Origin of the sequence: Paenibacillus marchantiae, assembly GCF_028771845.1 — a bacterium.
GTDB lineage: Bacteria > Bacillota > Bacilli > Paenibacillales > Paenibacillaceae > Paenibacillus > Paenibacillus marchantiae.
This window is the reverse complement of sequence record NZ_CP118270.1, coordinates 3,306,187-3,325,203: the sequence shown is the minus strand read 5'-3', so window position 1 is coordinate 3,325,203 and position 19,017 is coordinate 3,306,187. Positions and strand designations below refer to the sequence as shown.

16 protein-coding genes and 1 pseudogene are annotated in these 19,017 nt (G+C 47.3%); 7 read left to right on the top strand and 10 right to left on the bottom strand.

The window, feature by feature from the left end; all coding sequences use genetic code 11:
* Positions 1–9 precede the first annotated feature (9 nt).
* From PTQ21_RS15325 to hemE, 6 genes are all read right to left on the bottom strand, one after another.
* A complete protein-coding gene (locus tag PTQ21_RS15325; RefSeq protein ID WP_274570384.1) occupies positions 10–645 on the bottom strand; it encodes a fumarylacetoacetate hydrolase family protein in 636 nt (211 codons plus the stop codon).
* Positions 646–749: 104 nt separating this feature from the next.
* Positions 750–1,502, bottom strand: coding sequence for a glycerophosphodiester phosphodiesterase (locus PTQ21_RS15320; protein WP_090948924.1), 753 nt, complete (start codon positions 1,500–1,502; stop codon positions 750–752).
* A 27-nt stretch (positions 1,503–1,529) separates the two neighbouring features.
* Positions 1,530–2,939, bottom strand: coding sequence for a CapA family protein (locus PTQ21_RS15315; protein WP_274570383.1), 1,410 nt, complete (start codon positions 2,937–2,939; stop codon positions 1,530–1,532).
* A 183-nt stretch (positions 2,940–3,122) separates the two neighbouring features.
* A complete protein-coding gene (gene hemY, locus PTQ21_RS15310) occupies positions 3,123–4,547 on the bottom strand; it encodes a protoporphyrinogen oxidase (RefSeq protein WP_063564889.1) in 1,425 nt (474 codons plus the stop codon).
* Positions 4,547–5,497, bottom strand: coding sequence for a ferrochelatase (hemH, locus tag PTQ21_RS15305; RefSeq protein WP_274570382.1), 951 nt, complete (start codon positions 5,495–5,497; stop codon positions 4,547–4,549). Before hemH ends, hemY begins: the two co-directional genes overlap by 1 nt.
* The gene (gene hemE / locus PTQ21_RS15300) at positions 5,490–6,554 is read right to left on the bottom strand and encodes a uroporphyrinogen decarboxylase (RefSeq protein WP_090948915.1); all 1,065 of its coding nucleotides are present in this window, start codon (positions 6,552–6,554) and stop codon (positions 5,490–5,492) included. The genes hemH and hemE overlap by 8 nt, the downstream gene beginning before the upstream one ends.
* Before the next feature lie 204 nt (positions 6,555–6,758).
* Here hemE and PTQ21_RS15295 point away from each other — a divergent pair, with 204 nt between their 5' ends.
* Entirely contained in the window at positions 6,759–7,970 is a 1,212-nt protein-coding gene (locus tag PTQ21_RS15295; RefSeq protein ID WP_063564892.1) for an MFS transporter, read from the top strand.
* Positions 7,971–8,084: 114 nt separating this feature from the next.
* Here the strand turns inward: PTQ21_RS15295 and PTQ21_RS15290 are convergent.
* Positions 8,085–9,286: pseudogene (locus PTQ21_RS15290) on the bottom strand (cytochrome P450).
* 507 nt (positions 9,287–9,793) lie between these two features.
* On the opposite strand from PTQ21_RS15290, the gene PTQ21_RS15285 reads away from it, so the two are divergent.
* Positions 9,794–11,005 (top strand): asparaginase, encoded by a 1,212-nt coding sequence (locus PTQ21_RS15285; RefSeq protein ID WP_274570381.1) that lies wholly within the window; start codon positions 9,794–9,796, stop codon positions 11,003–11,005.
* Between the two features lie 130 nt (positions 11,006–11,135).
* Here PTQ21_RS15285 and PTQ21_RS15280 read toward each other — a convergent pair whose 3' ends face one another.
* On the bottom strand, positions 11,136–11,768 hold the full coding sequence (locus tag PTQ21_RS15280) for an O-methyltransferase (protein ID WP_274570380.1): 633 nt from the start codon (positions 11,766–11,768) through the stop codon (positions 11,136–11,138).
* 241 nt (positions 11,769–12,009) lie between these two features.
* On the opposite strand from PTQ21_RS15280, the gene PTQ21_RS15275 reads away from it, so the two are divergent.
* From PTQ21_RS15275 to PTQ21_RS15260, 4 genes are all read left to right on the top strand, one after another.
* Positions 12,010–13,161: a THUMP domain-containing class I SAM-dependent RNA methyltransferase gene (locus PTQ21_RS15275; protein WP_063564896.1), complete on the top strand. Its 1,152-nt coding sequence runs from the start codon at positions 12,010–12,012 to the stop codon at positions 13,159–13,161.
* A 213-nt stretch (positions 13,162–13,374) separates the two neighbouring features.
* Positions 13,375–15,372 carry an LTA synthase family protein gene (locus PTQ21_RS15270; protein ID WP_274570379.1) on the top strand — a complete coding sequence of 666 codons (1,998 nt, stop codon included), beginning with the start codon at positions 13,375–13,377 and terminating at the stop codon, positions 15,370–15,372.
* Between the two features lie 88 nt (positions 15,373–15,460).
* Positions 15,461–15,886, top strand: a complete 426-nt coding sequence (locus PTQ21_RS15265; RefSeq protein ID WP_063564955.1) for a cytidine deaminase — start codon at positions 15,461–15,463, stop codon at positions 15,884–15,886.
* A gap of 156 nt (positions 15,887–16,042) precedes the next feature.
* Positions 16,043–16,777 carry a DsbA family oxidoreductase gene (locus PTQ21_RS15260; protein WP_274570378.1) on the top strand — a complete coding sequence of 245 codons (735 nt, stop codon included), beginning with the start codon at positions 16,043–16,045 and terminating at the stop codon, positions 16,775–16,777.
* A gap of 318 nt (positions 16,778–17,095) precedes the next feature.
* On the opposite strand, the gene PTQ21_RS15255 is transcribed toward PTQ21_RS15260, so the two are convergent.
* Positions 17,096–17,926 carry an aldo/keto reductase gene (locus PTQ21_RS15255; RefSeq protein ID WP_063564899.1) on the bottom strand — a complete coding sequence of 277 codons (831 nt, stop codon included), beginning with the start codon at positions 17,924–17,926 and terminating at the stop codon, positions 17,096–17,098.
* A 175-nt stretch (positions 17,927–18,101) separates the two neighbouring features.
* Positions 18,102–18,383: a hypothetical protein gene (locus tag PTQ21_RS15250; RefSeq protein ID WP_090805070.1), complete on the bottom strand. Its 282-nt coding sequence runs from the start codon at positions 18,381–18,383 to the stop codon at positions 18,102–18,104.
* Between the two features lie 203 nt (positions 18,384–18,586).
* On the opposite strand from PTQ21_RS15250, the gene PTQ21_RS15245 reads away from it, so the two are divergent.
* Positions 18,587–18,985: a hypothetical protein gene (locus tag PTQ21_RS15245; RefSeq protein WP_063564901.1), complete on the top strand. Its 399-nt coding sequence runs from the start codon at positions 18,587–18,589 to the stop codon at positions 18,983–18,985.
* Positions 18,986–19,017: the final 32 nt, after the last annotated feature.

Genomic DNA, 19,017 nt, shown 5'->3' with positions numbered 1-19,017 from the left:
GCATGATACTTACTTAACTGCTGCTGCAATCGTGCATTTACCCAAAGGTTCTCCGTCCCAGGCCAGTTCAAGCACATCTCCTGCTGCCGTTGGTCCAACCCCTTCTGGTGTACCTGTAAAGATGACATCTCCAGGTCCCAGGCCGTAATGATGACCTACATAATCCACAATGTCCTGTAGACTGAAGATCATGTTACGAATATTGCCACGTTGGACCTCGGCACCGTTCTTGGTGAGTGTAAAGTCTTTCTCAAGAAGAGCCTGGGCCCCCGGAAATGGCTGGAATGCAGTAACAGGAGCCGAGTTCTTGAACCCTTTGGCCGCTGTCCACGGATGGCCCTTTTTCTTAATAACCGTCTGTACATCACGTAATGTAAAATCAATGCCAAACGCATATGCGTCTATCAATTCATCCACAGCCATACCCGGCTCATAACTGCGCCCGATTTGGATTACTAGTTCAGCCTCATAATGAACTTCGCCCTTTGTCGCAGGCAATTGCAGCGTTTCACTATTCAAGGCCACAACCGCATGGGAAGGCTTCATAAAGATCATCGGTTCATCCGGAACCGCGTTACCCAATTCTTCTGCATGAAGTTTATAATTTCGTCCTACACAGTATACATTTCGAATGTTTGTCAGCATGGGTTTACGACCACCTTTATCGGATTCATTAGCGTATATGGATCATGTTCATCTTTTTATTATATAAGTACATATCATATTTTCGCTATTCAAAAAATTGGAGTTTATGGTCTGAAAAATCGGCTGCTCGTTTCCTGAAAAGCCTGTTCCCACACATCAGGCCGGTTTGTACATAACATCAGCTCCGGATCAATCGCCGCAAGCCGCTTCATGATGATTTTGTCGTCCACTGTCCAAGCCATTACCTGAATGCCTTCAATACGCATCTCACGCATCAGCGATTTGTCCACATTGGTGTACCCGATGGAAAGAAAACTGCAATTCATCTGCCGCAGCACTGCTGCCAGATCCCCTGGCCGTGCATCAATAATCAAACCTGTTTTGAACTCAGGGGCCAGTTTCTTCACTTCAGCCAGAGCCGCAGGTTCAAACGAAGTGATGACCACATCATGCTGCATATGTCTCTTCCTCACCTCATGAATAACCGCTGCCGGCAGACCGGGATACATATTACCTTGCGTTTTCAGTTCGATATTCAATCTCACTTTGCCACAGGTGCGGTCCAACACTTCACTAAGCGCAGGAACACGTTCCCCTTTATAGGCTTTTCCTTTCCACGATCCCGCATCCAACTGCTGTATATCTGCCCAGTCCGTCTCTCGTACGAAGCCTTCACCGTTCGTGGTCCGGTTTAACGTAAAATCATGAATAACAACCGGCACACCATCACGTGATAACTGTACATCCAGCTCCATCCACTGAACTTCAGGCTGTTCCATGGCAAGCAGAAATGCAGCCATCGTATTTTCTGGTGCAATGGACGAAAATCCACGGTGCGCTACACAAAGGTTGTTCATTCCATCCCCTCCTCAAAAAAATGCATCTTAATTTGGCGATGCGAATCCGTTCGCATCAAAACGAATACCTGGCGAGAGCTGGGCCATCTGCTCCAGTAGCAATTTGTTGGCTTGATCCACCATCGGAATGGCCTCACCCAACCCCGCTTCATAAGGGATAACCTTCATGCTGCATTTGGCATCCTTACTACAACTCGCCTGAAAAACCGCTGTTTTCCACGTTTCCTCTGTCGTTGATTTCGAGAAAATAAAGTTGCCTGTACTATATGCAATCCATTTGCCTTTGTAGTACTCTACCCCTTGCAAGACATGGGGATGCCCACCTATGACCAGATCCGCTCCGGCATCTACAAATTCATGAGACAGTCGAGTCTGATCATTATTTGGAGTGCTGACCCGTTCCTCTCCCCAATGTGCAACAACGATAACCAGATCAGCTTTTTCACGGGCTTCCTGAATCGCCTTTACTGCACCTGTAGAATCGTAAGCTTCGGCAACACCGGCCCGATTCCCTTCCGCTTTCCAGCTTGTTTCAGGTACAACCCGGCTGAATCCAAGCAGTGCAATCTTCATGCCTTTGCGTTCCAGATATGCAGGTGCATAAGCCTCATCCCTGTTCATACCGGCTCCTGTGTGCGCTATACCATATTGCTCAAGGTAAGTTAACGTATCGACCAAACCTTCTACACCTTGATCCAAAATATGATTATTGGCCAGATTTACAGCATCAAATCCTGCTGAAGCCATTGCTTCGAGCGCCTTTGGCGAAGACTTGTATACATAGGTTTTGTCTGCAGCACCAGTTCCACCAAGGGTTACGGGAGTTTCAAGGTTTCCAATGGTCAGATCATCTTCCTTGAACAAGTTGCCAAGCTTTGCAAAGGGGTAGTCATAACCGTTCTTCTCCAACAATTCAGCCACTTTGCCGGAAAACTGAATATCCCCAACAAAGTTAATGGTTACATCCTTCGCCGAATGAGATGGCTGTGTCGCCCCAGTTCCGGCACCTTCGCTTCCCTTTGAGCCGGAAGAAGCGGGAGTATCCGTCGGTTTTTTCGTTCCCGTATCTGTCTTTCCATTTACCTTGGAGTCTGTAGCATCAGGCTTTTTCTCACCCGACGTACCGCCGGAATTTTCAGTTACCTGTTTATCAGAATCCTCCGATTCTTCATCCGGGGTATTACTTGCCTCCGAATCCGTGTCAGGTGAATTCACCTGATCACCGCCCTGAGGGCCCTCTTCATTCACAGGTTCCTGATTCACAGCCGTTTCTGTCACCGCCGGGTCTATTTGCTGCTCCTGCATGCCTACTGCGTAATAGATGCCGACGAGTCCAATTGCAGCAATCAATACCAGATTAATGATCCAAATCCGGCGTTTTCGGGCACGTTTCACTTTTTTCTTTTGTACACTTCGTTTTGATCTTGGGGGATACATAGGCAGCTCCTCTTCTTTACAGCAATCCTTATCATATTATATCAGGCATATTCTGGATTTCCATCATTCCTTGGAACTGCAAATATTGAAAGAGTTCAGACCTCTCCCCTTTTCGCTTTATGGTGCAAAAAAGGCCGTCTCCCTGTAGAAAAAATCTACGTTCGAGACAGCCAAATACGTTAATTACTTTGCAGCAATCAATTGCGTAGCTTGAACTGACATTTCCTTCGCCTGTTTGATACAGTCAGGCAAGCCTACCCCTTCATAACCAGCGCCGGCAATGTATACCCCCGGCAATTTGCTGCCAAGTTGTTCGCGCAGTGCTGCAATCTGCTGCAGATGACCTACCGGATACTGTGGCATGGATTTGCGGAGCCGAGTAATTTCCGAGAAGATCGGAACGGCCTCAACGCCCATTGTTTCACGCAAGTCCTTGAGTACCAGATCTGTTAGTGCATCATCCGGGAGCTCCACATTCTGTTCGTCTCCGGAACGGCCAACATAACAGCGAAGCAGTACTTTGTCATCTGGGCTGGTGTGCAGCCACTTGGTTGATGTCCAAGTACATGCTGTAATATTTCGACCTTCCTTACGCGGAACGAGGAAACCAGACCCATCAAATACATGTTCGATATCCTTTTTCTCAAAAGCCAGCACCACATTCGCTACCGATACGTAATTGATTGCATCCAGAGCCGCTGTATCCACATGTGGTTGCAGCAGTTCAGATGCAACATACGTAGGCACGGTAATGACTACATCATCTGCTTCAAGACGTTCTCCGTTATCCAGTTGAATGCTATACTTGGCCGCATCTCCAGTCTGAACCTCCAGAGATTTCACGGAAGTGTTCAGCCGTTGATCCACGTCCTGCAACTCATGTACAAGCGCATGAACCAGGCTCTGCAAGCCCTGACGGAAGTTCAGAAAAGCACTTTTCTTCGTTCCCGTATGGGTCTCTGTCGGTTTGCGGCCCGTCATCATTCCTCGGATCAAACTACCATAATCCCGCTCCACTTCACCGAATTGCGGAAAGGTTGCCTGAAGACTCAATCGCCGCATATCACCTGCATAGATGCCTGCGAGCAACGGTTCAGTCAGGTTTTCCAGCACTTCCGCTCCAAGGCGGCGCTCAATCATATAACCAAGCGATTCATCCTCTGTTGTACGACGGGGAGGGATGACAAAATCCATTAATGCGCGCAGCTTGCCTGCCGGAGATACAAGACCACTTCTCAGAAAAGGTCTCAACTCCGTCGGAATACCGAGAATGAGTCCTGCCGGCATAGGATGCAGCTTGCCACGCTGCATGATGTACGTTTTTTTGGATTCCGGATTTTGGCTGACCAGTTCATGGTCAATTTCCAGCTCTTTAGCCAAATCAATCATCGCCGTTTTGCGGGCAAGGAAAGAATCTGGTCCCTTCTCAATGACGAACCCATCCCGGTGCAGCGTTTCAATCATGCCACCCATGGAAGAACTCTTCTCAACCAAGGTGATGACAGGTTCAACCCCTGCTTCCCGGTAATGCTTCCGAATATAAAATGCCGCGCTTAGGCCGGTCAGACCTCCGCCGACAACAACGACACGACGTTTATGGTCTTCCATTACTCATCCGTTCCTTGCTGCCACTTGCTAATAATGACGTCACTTAACGTTTCCATGTAAAGTGGGTCACTATTGAGAGAATCAATACGCATAAGGCGCATGTCGATCTCTTTGGCAATCGCTTTAGCTTCAATATCAAGATCATAGAGCACTTCCAGATGGTCCGATACGAATCCAATCGGTGCTACAAGCACATCTTCCACCTGTTCACGAGCAAGATCCTGAAGTGTGTCCAGAATATCAGGGCCCAGCCATGGCTCTGCTGTCCGCCCCGCACTCTGCCACGTGAACTGCCAGTTGGTAATTCCTAAACGGGAAGCAATAACTTCCGAAGTCTCCAGCAGTTGCTGCGGATATGGATCACCGATATCTACAATTCGCGCAGGCAGACTGTGTGCACTGAACAGCACTCGTACATCCCCGCGCTTGGCCCCCGCTTCCTCGAAAGCATCCAATTTGGCGCTAACACGTGTGGAGAGAGCCTGAATCAATTTCGGATGCAGATGATAACTCTCAATGAATGACAATTGGATACCCAGTTCTTCCGCTTTCTCACGAGCACGCTTGATGTAGCTCCCTACACTCATCGTGGAGAAATGTGGTGCCAGTACGATGCCTATTGCAGTCTGAATTCCATCCTTAGCCATCTGTTCCACGCCATCCTCAATGAACGGATACGCATGCTTCAACCCTTGATAACAACGGAATTCAACCTCATTGGAACGGTCATCCTTGTTTAACGTCTCCTGGAGGGCCTTCACCTGATTATCCGTGTTTTCTCGAAGAGGGAATACACCCCCAACGATCGCTTCATAACGGTCGGTTAATTCCTTCAGTTGTTCCGGTTCAGGCGGACGTCCTCTCCGGATATGTGTGTAGTACGCTTCGATACTTTCCATATTCTCAGGTGTGCCATACGACATCACCAGTACACCTACCGTATTAGTCATTAGTAACCGTCACCCCAGTCTTCAATGCTTCAGCGGAATATTCATGAATATACGCCGTGAGTTCTCTTAATTTATCCAAAGACGCTTCAGGAAATAGTCCGTGCCCCAGATTGAAAATATACCCTGGCTCCTTGATACCTTCGTCAATAATCAATTTGGCATGCTGCTTGATCAGATCCATCGGTGCAGTCAGCACATAAGGGTCCAAGTTACCTTGCACAGCAAATTTTCCGCCCAGTCGTTTACGTCCCTCGGAGATCGATACTCTCCAATCCAGCCCAATCACATCAGCTTTCAGATCATGCAGGGTTGGCAGCAATTCACCAGAAGCCACACCCGGGAAATAAATTTTCGGTACATTCAAATCCGATAATTCGGTAAAGATACGAGTAATCGTCGGCAACACATACGTTCTAAAGTCGTTTGGCGAAAGTGCGCCCACCCAGCTGTCGAACAGTTGGAATGCCTTGCCGCCGTTCGCAATGTGAGCACGGACATATGTAATCACCATATCGCCCAGTTTTTGCATCAATTTATGCCACACTTCCGGTTCACTGTACATCATCGTTTTGGTCCGTATGTACCCTTTGGAAGGTCGGCCTTCAATCAAATAGCTGGCAATGGTAAACGGTGCACCGGCAAACGTAATCAGAGGTACATCCAGTTCCTTGTCCAGAATTCGAATCGTCTCCAGAATATGAGACAGATCTCCTTCAACATCAATGGGACGCAAACGATCCACATCTGCCGCCGTGCGGATTGGATTGTCTATGACAGGTCCAATATTTTTAACAATATCAAAATCTATACCGAGGGAAGCAACCGGATTCATAATATCGGAATACAAAATAGCCGCATCCACACCAAGTTTACGTACCGGCATGAGTGTAACTTCAGCTGCTAGCTCAGGTTGACGGCAAATTTCGAGCAAAGAATACTTTTCCTTAATCTTGCGATATTCGGGATCATAACGCCCAGCCTGACGCATGTACCACACGGGAACACGGTCCACCTGCTGTTTGAAGCTGGCCTGAATCAGACGATCATTATAGCTCATGTAAGAAGCCTCCAATAGTTTTTGGACTCATAAATAACATTATGCCCTTTTTAAAGAGCGGTAACAACCACGTGTCGATCTGTTCCGATGACAATACTATGACATTCCTTACATCCCCTCATCCATATGCAAATTATGTTATAATGAAAGAATCGTGTTTTTTTGAAACGTTGCAGAAACGATCGGAAAGGAAGTGAAAGCACTTTGAAAACGTGGAAAGTAAACCTCATTGTGCTTTGGTTTGGACAATTTCTGGTCAACTCGGGAATGACCATGATTACCCCGTTTTTGTCCCTTTATCTCGCCAGGGATCTTGGCGTGGTTGGTGAGCATGAAATTGGCATATGGGCGGGATTTATATTTGCTGCCAACTTCCTCACCTCATTTTTGTTCCAGCCCTTGTGGGGCAAATTGTCTGACAAGTACGGACGGAAAATTATGTTGCTGCGTTCCGGATTCGGGATGGCGATTGTTATTGCCTTGATGGGTTTTGCACAGAACCCATGGCAGCTCCTTTTATTACGACTGCTCAACGGTACGATCTCCGGCTTCAACCCGGCAGCAGTTGCATTGATCTCGGGTACAACGCCGAAAGATCGCATGGGTTTTGCCATGGGCATCAGCCAATCCGGCCAAGTGGCCGGTACGATTCTGGGTCCGCTGATCGGCGGTTTGCTTGCTGATGCAGTGGGCTTCCGCCCTATCTTCTATATTACTGGCGGACTGATCTTTGCGGCTTCAATGCTCGCCATGTTCCTGGTCAGAGAGAAGTTTGACCGCAAGGAAGCGGCCAAACTGCCGGAACAATCCGTATTGTCCGGTCTGAAGGAACTGAACAAGTCTCCCCAGTTACCTGCGCTATTTGCTGTAACATTCCTATTGCAATTTGCCATGATCAGCCCGATGTCACTCTTGCCGCTATATGTACAGAAGTTACACGGTTCGGATGTCAACGTCGCCTTCTGGGCAGGGCTTGTCGGCGCAGTCACGGGACTATCCAACATGGCCATGTCCCCAATTCTCGGGAAGCTCAGTGACAGGGTAGGTTCACACAAGGTACTTACATTCTCTCTTATAGGAACAGGGCTCATGCTTATACCGCAAGCTTTCGTGCAGACGGTATGGCAGCTCATCATCGTCCGTTTCATGATGGGTGTGTTCATGGGTGGCCTGCTTCCGAGTGTCAACGCGCTCATTCGCTCCTATACGCCAGACAGCATGATTAGCCGGGCGTTCAGCTTTAATACGAGCACACTCGCATTGGGTAACATGCTTGGAGCCGTAATCGGTGGCTTTATGGCCGGGTTCATTGGCATCGAAGGACTGTTCATCGTCTCTGGTGGGCTGTTGCTGCTCAACATGGTTTGGGTAAGACTCAAGCTGTACAAAAAGCCCCCTCTGATCAGAGAATCATGACGCTTGGATTCAATGTTATTTGTTCTTATAAAAAGCCGCTTTCAGCGCCTATTAGGCATGAAAGCGGCTTTTGGCATTCATTTGTTTAAACCTTAAAATTGATTCATTGAGTCATTAAGTCAGATGGTTTGTGAATTGAATCGGGTATTCTTTAACGCCAAATACAAAAGCACTTTGAATCGGCTGCAGAACCGTTTCCGGCACAAGCTGAATGTCTTCCATTTGCCGAAGCATCGTCTGAAGTACAACCCTCGCCTCCAGTCGTGCAAGCGGCGCACCGAGACAGAAATGAATACCAAATCCAAAACCCATATGTCTGTTCGGCTTACGGTCGGGCACGAACTTCTCTGCCTGATCGAATTGAGCGCTATCCCGGTTGGCCGATCCTACCCAGGATATCACCTGTTCCCCCGCCTGAATCGTTTGTCCGTTCAATTCTACGTTTTCTTTGGCAATACGCCCAATAGCCACAATTGGCGGATAATAACGCAACGTTTCCTCTACCGCAGTGGGGATAAGTTCAGGATGTTCTCGCAGCTGCTGTTGAAGCTCAGGCTGCTCTGACAGAATACGAACGGCATTGGTAATCAGATTGGTTGTGGTTTCATTACCGGCAGCAAGTAACAAGATGCAAAATCCGACTACTTCCTCTGCCGTTAGCTTCTCCCCTTCAATCTCTGCAGCAAGCAGTATAGAGATCAGATCATCCTCTGGTCGCTGACGTCTTTCTTCCATAATGGCCGTGAAGTAGCTCGCCAACTCCTGCTGGTTCCGTTTCTTTTCTTCCATCAATTCCTGGAAAGCTTCGTCACTGTCATCCCGTGCCCCCTTCACGAGTGCATCAGACCAGTCTTTGAACTTCTGGCGATCTGTTGCAGGGACTCCAATTAATTCAGCGATCACGATAACTGGAAGTGGAGTAGCAAGATCATCGATAAGACGCATACGACCTTCTGAAAAATGCGGAGTCAATAATTCATCAGCGATTTCCTGAATACGCGGAGCTAACGCTTCGATCGCTCTAGGTGTGAACGCCTGATTAACCAGATCCCGTAGTTGTTTGTGCTTCGGCGGATCTGTAGTAAGCATGCTGGCGTTTGCGCGATCACGTTCAGAAGAGAACAGTTTAGGATTTTTCAACACATATTGCACATCTTCATAACGGAAAACATCCCAGCATTCTCGATGATTGTCATAGCGGACTGGAGTATTGTCACGAAGTTCAGCGTACACCTGGAAGGGAAATAATTGCTGCTCCACCGCCTCCAGCTCCGGATCGGAATGTAATTGGCATACTTTCTGGGTGCTCGGTTCATCGTTTCTCCTCCAATCATTAATATATATTTATTTACATATTGAAATCACCATATATTATAGACTCAACACTGCGGGCATACAAATATTTGGCAATAATTGAGCCTCTTTTCCTAGAACGGATTACAAAAATCGTCAAGACTTGCTAACTAATACCCCCGCTATTCGTTTTGGATAAGATCACTTCAGCTATGGACGATACTGCAACACTTTCCCCAAAGTTTCCTTCTAAATCTATCAGGTCAAAAGACTCAAATGTAATAAAATATGACACAAAAGTTTATTTATTATGATTTCATATTCCTCATTCTCTTTTTCACCTTCTCATATTTATCCATAAAACCTCATAAATACGCTATATACTCTACATTTCTATCAATGTAACCGATTACTCTATCTATATCTACAATTGTCATATTATTTAACATGAAATACAATCAATTTGAATTCATATACATATCATCCTTAACAAACATCACACGAAACTAACCTGAAGGAGAGTGCTATTCATGAAAAAAACTTCAAATCTTCGTCCTTGGGCTGTATGGAGCACAGCCGCTTTGACAGCTCTGACCATTTCCCTGTCCCCCATCGGGACCTATGCGGCTCAGGCGGCTACGGTAGAAGTGAGCGGTACAACTAGTGCAGTTCAGACCGCATCATCCACTCCGGCTCGCAATACGACCATCCCTGCTCTATCAGATTCGTTCAAACAATCCGCTCTGCCTAATGTTCTGGTCATTGGAACGGGTGGTACGATTGCAGGTCAATCCGAGGATGCAACCAGCTTCCAGAACTATAAAGCTGGCACACTCCCGATTGGAGAAATGGTCGACGCCTTACCGGACAAACAGAAGATTGCAGATGTTAGCACACTCCAATTCGGAAATTCAGGTTCAGGTTCTTATACCTTGGCTGATCTCTATGACTTATCTCAAACCGTAGACAAGGCTCTGGCTCAGTATGACAGCGTTGTAGTTACCACCGGTACAGATACCATGGAGGAAATCGCCTACTTCCTTGACATGACCGTACAAAGTGATAAACCCGTCATCATTACAGGGTCCATGCGCCCTTGGACAGTTATCGGCTCAGATGCACAAGCCAATCTGTACAACGCCATCAAGCTCGCAGGCAGCGGGCGCACCACTTCATTTGGGACCGTGCTAATGTTGAACGATACCATTCAATTGGCACGCGGCGTGACCAAAACGAATGATTATCGAACAGACACGTTCGAAACTCCGATGCTTGGTGCAGTAGGTTACATTGATGAAGAAAACATTCGAATTTACCGTGCTCCTGCACGTGCCTTGAAGCCTGAAGGTACATTGAAACCGGCATTCGACCTGAGCAAAATCACGAAGGCAGATCTCGCCAAGGTGGAAATTGCGATTTCCTATCAGGAAGCTGGCGGCGAAGCTATTGAAGGATTTGTGAAGGGCGGCGCCAAGGGGATCGTAACGTCCGGTACCGGAGCAGGCGGTATCTCCAGAGCGATGGGACAAGCACGTACCAAAGCGGTCGAGGATGGCGTAATCTTCGTAACGACCACTCGGACAGGTTCAGGCAGTGTATATGGCGGTGGGAAAGGCGTTATTGCCGGTGACAACCTTAGTCCTCAGCAAGCACGCATTTTGTTGATGCTCGGCCTGTCCTTTAGCGACGATTTTGACACGATCCAAAAATGGTTCGAGACTTACGGAACGCCGGAAGTTTAATAAGGCTCTCATCACTTCACTCCAATAAGCAGAAAGAGACGATAATACCCTGAGATTCAGGAGTGTTATCGTCTCTTTCTTTTCGAATTGAATGCGCATTCCATCCGTTTTAACGGATCTGCATCTTTTCTTACTTCACCCAGGCCAGAGCCAGACCATCATAATCCGGCAGCATCGTTGTTACGAGGCGCGGGTCACTCGCCATCTGCTCGTTGAAGCGTCGAACCGCGAGGACAGCCGGACCCTGCTTGTCTGAATTCAGCGTACGGCCGCGCAGGAAACAGTTATCTCCCACAATGACCGCCCCGGGCCGCGCGAGCTTAATGGCGTAATCGAGGTATACGGGATAATTCTCCTTGTCTGCATCAATGAAGAAGAAATCGAAGGTACGTCCTTCCTGTGCCAGCTGCTCCAGACTGTCAGCTGCGGGGCCAATTCGATATTCGACTTTATCCCCAAAGCCTGCTTCCTCCAGATGACCACGAGCCATCGCTGCGTATTGCTCTTTTAGTTCAAGCGAAGTCAGGGTCCCCCCGTCACTTAAACCGCGAGCAAGACAAATTCCGCTGTATCCGCCCAGCACGCCGATTTCGAGTACAGCCTCCGCTTTCGATGTCATCGCGAGAAAAGTGAGCAAACGGCCATAAGCCGCTGCAACCGAAACTTCCGGCATGCCGTTCGATCGGATGGCTTCTTTTACCTTTAACAAGAGATCATCTTCTTGAAATAATTGATTTACATATTCGTCAGGGGTCAGATTCACCGCTAAAATCCTCCTTGGACACTTGGACTGCTTTCCATATGGATGCCAATGTTCTATAATAAATGTTTGTTGTCAAACACAGGTGGTTGAACTGCTGCATCGGCTCGAAAGATGAATGCATTAGCTCACCGCATTTCTCATTGTAAGTTTTTTCACGGAAAGCGGCAAGGCCGCACCGTCACTATACAGCTGAGAGAAGGATATTCCTTCCCCAGCTTGAAATGGAGTTGAAATGAATCACATGGCTCAATTGCAATTGATTGCGACCTCGGCGATGGGACTCGAGGCTGTTGTCGCCCGGGAACTGAAGCAACTGGGGTATGAGGATGTTACGATCGACAATGGCCGGGTTTTCTTCACTGGAGATTATATTGATATTTGCCGGTGTAATCTGTGGCTGAGAAGTTCCGACCGGGTGTTGGTCAAAATGGGTGAATTCCCGGCGACAACTTTCGATGAATTATTTGAAGGTACCAAAGCATTACCTTGGGAGGAATGGATTCCAGCCGATGGCGAATTTCCGGTTGAAGGTCGCTCCCAAAAATCTCAGTTGAGCAGTGTGCCTGCATCACAAGGGATCGTGAAGAAAGCAATCGTAGAGAAACTGAAGCTGACTTATGACACGGAGTGGTTCCCAGAGGATGGGTCTCGTTATGTGATTGAGGTCATTCTGCTGAACGATCGCGCCCTGCTTACTTTAGATACGACGGGACCAGGTCTGCATAAACGGGGTTATCGTAAACTCGTAACCGAAGCACCACTCAAAGAAACGCTTGCTGCGGCACTTATTCAGCTCAGCCGCTGGAATGTTTCCCGTCCATTCTATGATCCATGTTGCGGTTCAGGCACCATGCTGATTGAAGCCGCCATGATCGGCTGGAACATTGCACCTGGACTTCGTCGGACCTTCAACTCCGAGAACTGGGCTGTCATTCCTGAAGAATTGTGGGAACAGGCGCGCGAAGAAGCATTTGACGCGGTTCGCGACGATATTCCATTGCAAATTTCGGGCAGCGACATCGATCCGGAAGCTATTGAAGTAGCACAGGCAGCAATCAAGAGTGCCGGCTTCGCCAAAGATATTGAAGTCAGCGTCCTGCCCGCTCATCGTGCAAGACCACAGGGCGAATATGGTGTCATTATTACCAACCCTCCATATGGTGAACGTTTGAGTGAAGAGAAAGAAGTGCAGAAGCTGCTACGTTCTTTAGGGCGCAGTTACCTCGATTTACCGACATGGTCCTTTTTTGCCATCACGTCGACCAAATCTTTCGAGGAAGACTTTGGACACAAGGCAGACAAGCGCCGTAAGTTGTTCAATGGACGCATTGAAACCCAATATTATCAGTATTTGGGCCCACTGCCTCCACGTAATAAAACACCACAACAATAATAATATTGGAATGATCAAGCGCTCCTGCCGTTCACGGCTGGGGCGTTTTTTTGTATGTATTTCGGGATACTTATGGATGATCTTGTTAACATTGCTTCCGCATGAAGATTTTCTCCCCTGGGCATAGTTGAAAAGCCATGACACCACGCTATAATGGATAAAGTCCTATTTTACATTCCGTTAACAAAACCATTCATCAGGGAGGAGACATATATGTTTGTCACTAAGCCAACACGCAGCCTTACGCCGCGTGGGCTTCTGAATCATCCACTTACGTTATATCTTATTTTTCTTGTACTCATGCTGCTCAAATTAATGTGGCTCCACCACAATCTGCACGCTTACAACATTACGATGGGTCTTCTGGACAAAGTGATTGCCATCGGTTCGCTGCTGCTTCTGTCCTTCTGGACCTGGTGGCTGCCTCGCCGGGGCATGATTATATCACTCGTTATACTCAATCTGCTGCTCACTGCACTGATCTATGCGGATATGGTTTATTATCGCTACTTTCAGGATTTCCTAACAATCCCTGTGCTGATGCAAGCCAGACAGGTTGACGCTTTGGGAGACAGTATTGCTACGCTTATTTACGCCAGTGATCTGTGGTTCTTCGTAGATTGGCTGGTGATTATCCCATACGCAGCGATCCTGCTGTTCAGCAAACGTAACCGTCGTGGACGTTCCAGCGCATATTCGAACGGGTTGAACTCCTACACGTCAAATTCAGGCAAATCAAGTGTGCGTCGTCGACTCACCGCAGGCAGCATTGCTCTGGTATTGGGTCTGGGGCTCGCGGTTGGTCCGATATATTTTTATAGTAAAACCTGGGCAAAAGGGTTGTTCGATAACAACTGGTGGAACGTATCCATGTACAATGTTACCGGACTTCTTGCTTTTCATGGCTATGATCTGTACAACTATGCCAAAGACCAGCTCGGCTCTGGACCGGAGGTCGATCCTGCCGATCTCGAACAGGCGGAAGCTTATTTCGCCAGCAGACAGCAGGCTGATCCACTGAAGGATGAGATGTTTGGCAAGTACAAAGACAGCAATGTGATCATTGTCCAAGGTGAAGCCTTCATGAATTTCATGATTGGTCAGAGCATTGGCGGACAGGAAATTACGCCTCATTTTAACGAGCTGATGAAGGAAAGCCAGTACTACAGTCACTTTTATCACCAGACAGGTCAGGGGCGAACATCGGATGCTGACTTTGGGGCCAATATTTCATTGCATCCACTGTCGGTTGGATCCGCGTTTGTCCGTTACGCAGACCACAGTTATGATTCTCTGCCTTCTATCTTGAAGGATCATGGTTATAGTACGAATGTATTTCATGCCTATGAGAGCGGATTTTGGAATCGTTATACGATGTATCAGAATATGAAGTATGACAAGTTTTACAGTAAAAATGATTTTGAACAGGATGACCCGCTTGGCTGGTCGCTGTCGGATGAGTCCTTTTTCCGCCAATCGGTTGAAAAAATGAGCAGTGAGGTTACAGAGCCCTTCTACTCATTCCTCATTACGCTCAGCAGTCATCATCCATACGCGTTACCCCAAGATAAACAGCAGTTGGATGTGGGTGAATTCAAAGGAACGATGTTTGGCAACTATCTGCAATCCGTTCATTACGTGGATTCTGCGCTCGGTAACATGGTGGAAGACCTGAAAAATCGGGGATTATGGGACAAAACGATCTTCATGTTCTATGGGGATCACGATAATTCCATTAAGGAGCAGCCACAATACGAGAAATTTCTCGGACGTTCACTAACTGATCTGGATATGGAGCAGATTATGAACGAAGTGCCTTTGCTGGTGCATCTGCCTGACGGAGCCGCAGCGGGAACGATTGACGAGCCTGCCGGACAACTGGATGTTACACCTTCAGTACTGCATCTGCTCGGTATTTCAGATCAATCCTACTACCACATGGGCAACGATGTGTACGACGGTTCCTCCCGTATGGTGGTATTGCGCAGTGGTGCATTTACAGATGGCTCCCTGTTCTATATCCCTTCGGATGATTACATCTATGACAGCGGCTCCTGTTACGATCTGTCTACTGGTACCAAAACGGATATTAATGCTTGCCGATCTGGTCATGATGAAGCAACAAAGCGACTGCATGTGTCAGATACGGTTAATACGTTTGACCTGATCTCGCGTTTTCGCGAGGAACAAGCGCCTGCGTCCGAATCCTAACAGATATGGAACGGTAGCTGACGGAACGGTATAATTCATTTTTCAAAGTTAACCCGATACTACAATGAAATGGAGCTAGTGCATGACCATGACGTCACATCCAGACCAATTCAATATCGAACAAAAGCTGTTCGAAGAAGCTGCAAACTTTGTCAAACATCGCTACCCTCAAGGGTGGGGCGGCGCAGCTGCTGTTTATACCGAAGCTGGATCGCTGTTAATCAGCGTAGCTCCAGAAGTGATTAACGACGCCACGCATCTGTGTATGGAAACAGGCGCCTATCTGGAAGCCCACAAATTAAACGAGCGGGTCACCCACTCGATCTGTGTAGCACGGGACGATGAGCACTCAGAATTCAAGGTCCTCACCCCTTGTGGTGTGTGCCAGGAACGATTGTTTTTCTGGGGAGAAGACGTGAAGGCTGCCGTGTACGATCCGGATGGAGCTTTAATTTACAAACGATTGGACGAAATTCAGCCTTATCATTGGACCAAGGCATACCGGGATAAGTAAGAAGTTAAATTATAAGTGTTGAGGCTGCAATCCGTTGCATGCTTCGGCACTTCTTTTTTCGAGGCTGGTAATAACCACAACCTTGCGAATGATGGAAAGTCGCTATATAATTGTAACTGTATTGGTTTCATTTATAGATGATGGAGGTTTTAATGAATGAATATTGAAATATGGTCCGACTTTATGTGTCCTTTCTGTTATATTGGCAAACGTCGTCTTGAGAATGTACTCGCACAATTCCCCCACCGCGATGATGTGAAATTACAGTTCAAAAGTTTTGAGCTTGATCCAAATGCTGAATTGAATAGTGGCAAAACCAACGCAGAATATCTGGCTGCCAAATACAATATGAGTGTGGAGCAGGCACGCGGCATGAATGCCCAAATGAATGCCAATGCTCGTACGGCTGGACTGGAATACAACATTGATGAGATGATCCCTACCAACTCCTTCTCTGCTCACCGTCTGACGCATTGGGCAGAAACACAAGGAAAAATGCTTGAGTTGAGCGAACGACTATTTCAAGCGATCTTCATTGAAGGTAAACATGTCGGCAATTCCGATGTACTGATCGAGTTGGCTGAAGAAGTAGGTCTAGATCGCAATGCAGCAGCAGAAGTGTTGTCCAGTAATCAATTCGCAGACCAAGTGCGTGCCGACCAGGCAGAAGGCGAACAGTTAGGCATCCGGGGTGTACCGTTCTTCGTATTTGATCGCAAGTTCGCTGTATCTGGCGCTCAACCGGATGAGGTGTTCCTTGACGCTATCCAGAAAGCATGGGACGAGCGTTCCCCCTTCACAATGGTAGAGTCCAACACCACTGACGCAGATGGCAGTGGAGTATGCACCGAAGACGGCTGCGAGGTTCCGCAATCGGATCAATCCAAATAACACAAAAGCAGCAGGATCAAGGGGCTTCCCTTGATCCTGCTGCTTTTTTTACAATCTACAACTCAAGCTCATACTAAAGTTTTAGTGTTTGATAAACAGTTGCAGTGGAGGGGACGGAATCAATTCTGAAGAAGCGGAGCGTTCGCCTGAAAGCTTTCTGTAGGAAAGCTGCTTCGGAAGCATAAGCTGTCTCCAAATTTTCACCTTGAGAATTTTGAATCAAAAAATTTGGAGACAACAGCGATTGGAAGAATGATCCGTATCCGGAACAACTCCACGCAGATCATTAAACACTTATTTTGGAATTGAGCTACACGCTCAATCCCAAAACAGCTGATCCGGATGTGGTCCCGTCCGTTTATCCGAATCCAGCGCATCAATCAGTTTCAGCTCATCAGGAGTCAGTTCAAAATCAAAGATGTCCGCATTCTCGCGTATCCGCTCCGGGGTAACCGACTTCGGAATCGTCACGATCTGATTCTGAATATCCCAACGCAGAATAACTTGCGCTGGTGTTTTTCCGTATTTCTGGGCCAGACTTTTCAAAGCCGATTCCTTGTTCAGTTTACCTCTCATAATGGGGCTCCATGCCTCCAGTTGAATGCCCTGCTCCCCGCAGAAATCCTGCAGTTCCTGTTGAATCAGACCCGGATGCAGTTCCACCTGATTCACCGCAGGTACCGTTCCACCTTCATCTATGATATCGCGCAGATGGTGTACTTCGAAATTACTTACACCAATGGCACGTACACTTCCTTCGCTATATAGACGTTCGAAAGCTCTCCACGTCTCCTTATACTGGTCTCTACCAGGCCAGTGAATTAAGTATAGATCAATGACATTTAATCCAAGCGCCTTCTGACTGGCCTCAAATGCTCTCAAGGTCGAATCAAAGCCTTGATCCTCGTTCCACAGCTTGGTTGTCACAAACAGCTCATTCCGAGCAACACCACTGCTCGCAATGGCTTGTCCCACTTCCTCTTCATTTCCATAAACGGACGCCGTATCAATGCTCCGATATCCAACTTCCAATGCAGTCTCCACTGCTTGCTGTACTTCTTTACCCTTTGCTCGATAAGTCCCAAATCCCAGCCATGGCATCGTCACGCCGTTGTTCAGAATCGTACAATCTGTAATATGTTTTGTCATTCTGTACCTCCTGTGTGAAATTTGCCTGCTCATGGTCTATTAACCTTCTCACAAAATTTTAAGCGGCACGTTACACACAGTTTGACTGAGATCCACTTCTTGGGGTCATTCAAAAGAGACATGAATAACCCGCAAAGCACTGCTGCTCTGCGGGTTTCTGGTGTGACAGGAACGCCTATAGATCCCCTTGCCCATTCTGACTCTGGATCGAGTTCAATCTTCTCTTCTCCTCAATGAACATCTCTTCTGCCAGCTCAACGCCCTGACCTCCAAGCGAACGTTCAGCTTGACGCATAGCCTGCTCGGTATGCGCCAAACGGCGTTCTGCCTGTTCAATGGTCTGTTCTGTTGGATGTGACATTGCCTGTGAAACGGCATAATGAAGTTTGTTCACTGCATTCTGCGCCTGGGATACGGTCGTATCGGCTTGCAAACTGGAATCATAACGCTTCGGCATGAGTATTCCTCCTTGGGATCATGTTCCTGTTACCCCATTAGGATGGTTGACATCGGCCTTCCTTATTCTTCTTTTGCTAAAACAATGACGGATCGCTTCACTGTTCCCCTTAAACGATTAGTAATAAATATCATGATGTGTATAACCTTTTCCGGTCTGACTGCGTTTATTTGATAAGTACCTTTTCACAAGGAGGCGTGCGTTTGAAGAACTTTGGGATTATGTTCATACTGCTATCTTTATTGCTGCTCATCAGTGGCTGTACACCTTCTACGTATGAAATAACGGGATATACAGGCTCCTCTATTAATAACGAGATTCCGGTCCCCGTGAATGCAAAGCAGCTGAACGTAACGACATATTCAGACAATCCAAACATTAAAACGGGCATTAAATATGAATTGAAACATATCGGGGGAGAACAGGGATTATATGTACCCTCCGATTATTTCGAGAAGTTATCCGAAGCCGGATGGGTTGAAGTGGAAGAAGAGCGAATGGGGAATGTTCATTATTTTAAAAAAAGCGATACGATCATCGCCATTGAGATTCAAGAGGATACCTTTAAGATTTTTGAAATGATGCAGGGCTTTACGTTCTAACCCTGTACCGTTCCTAATCACAACTAAAAAAA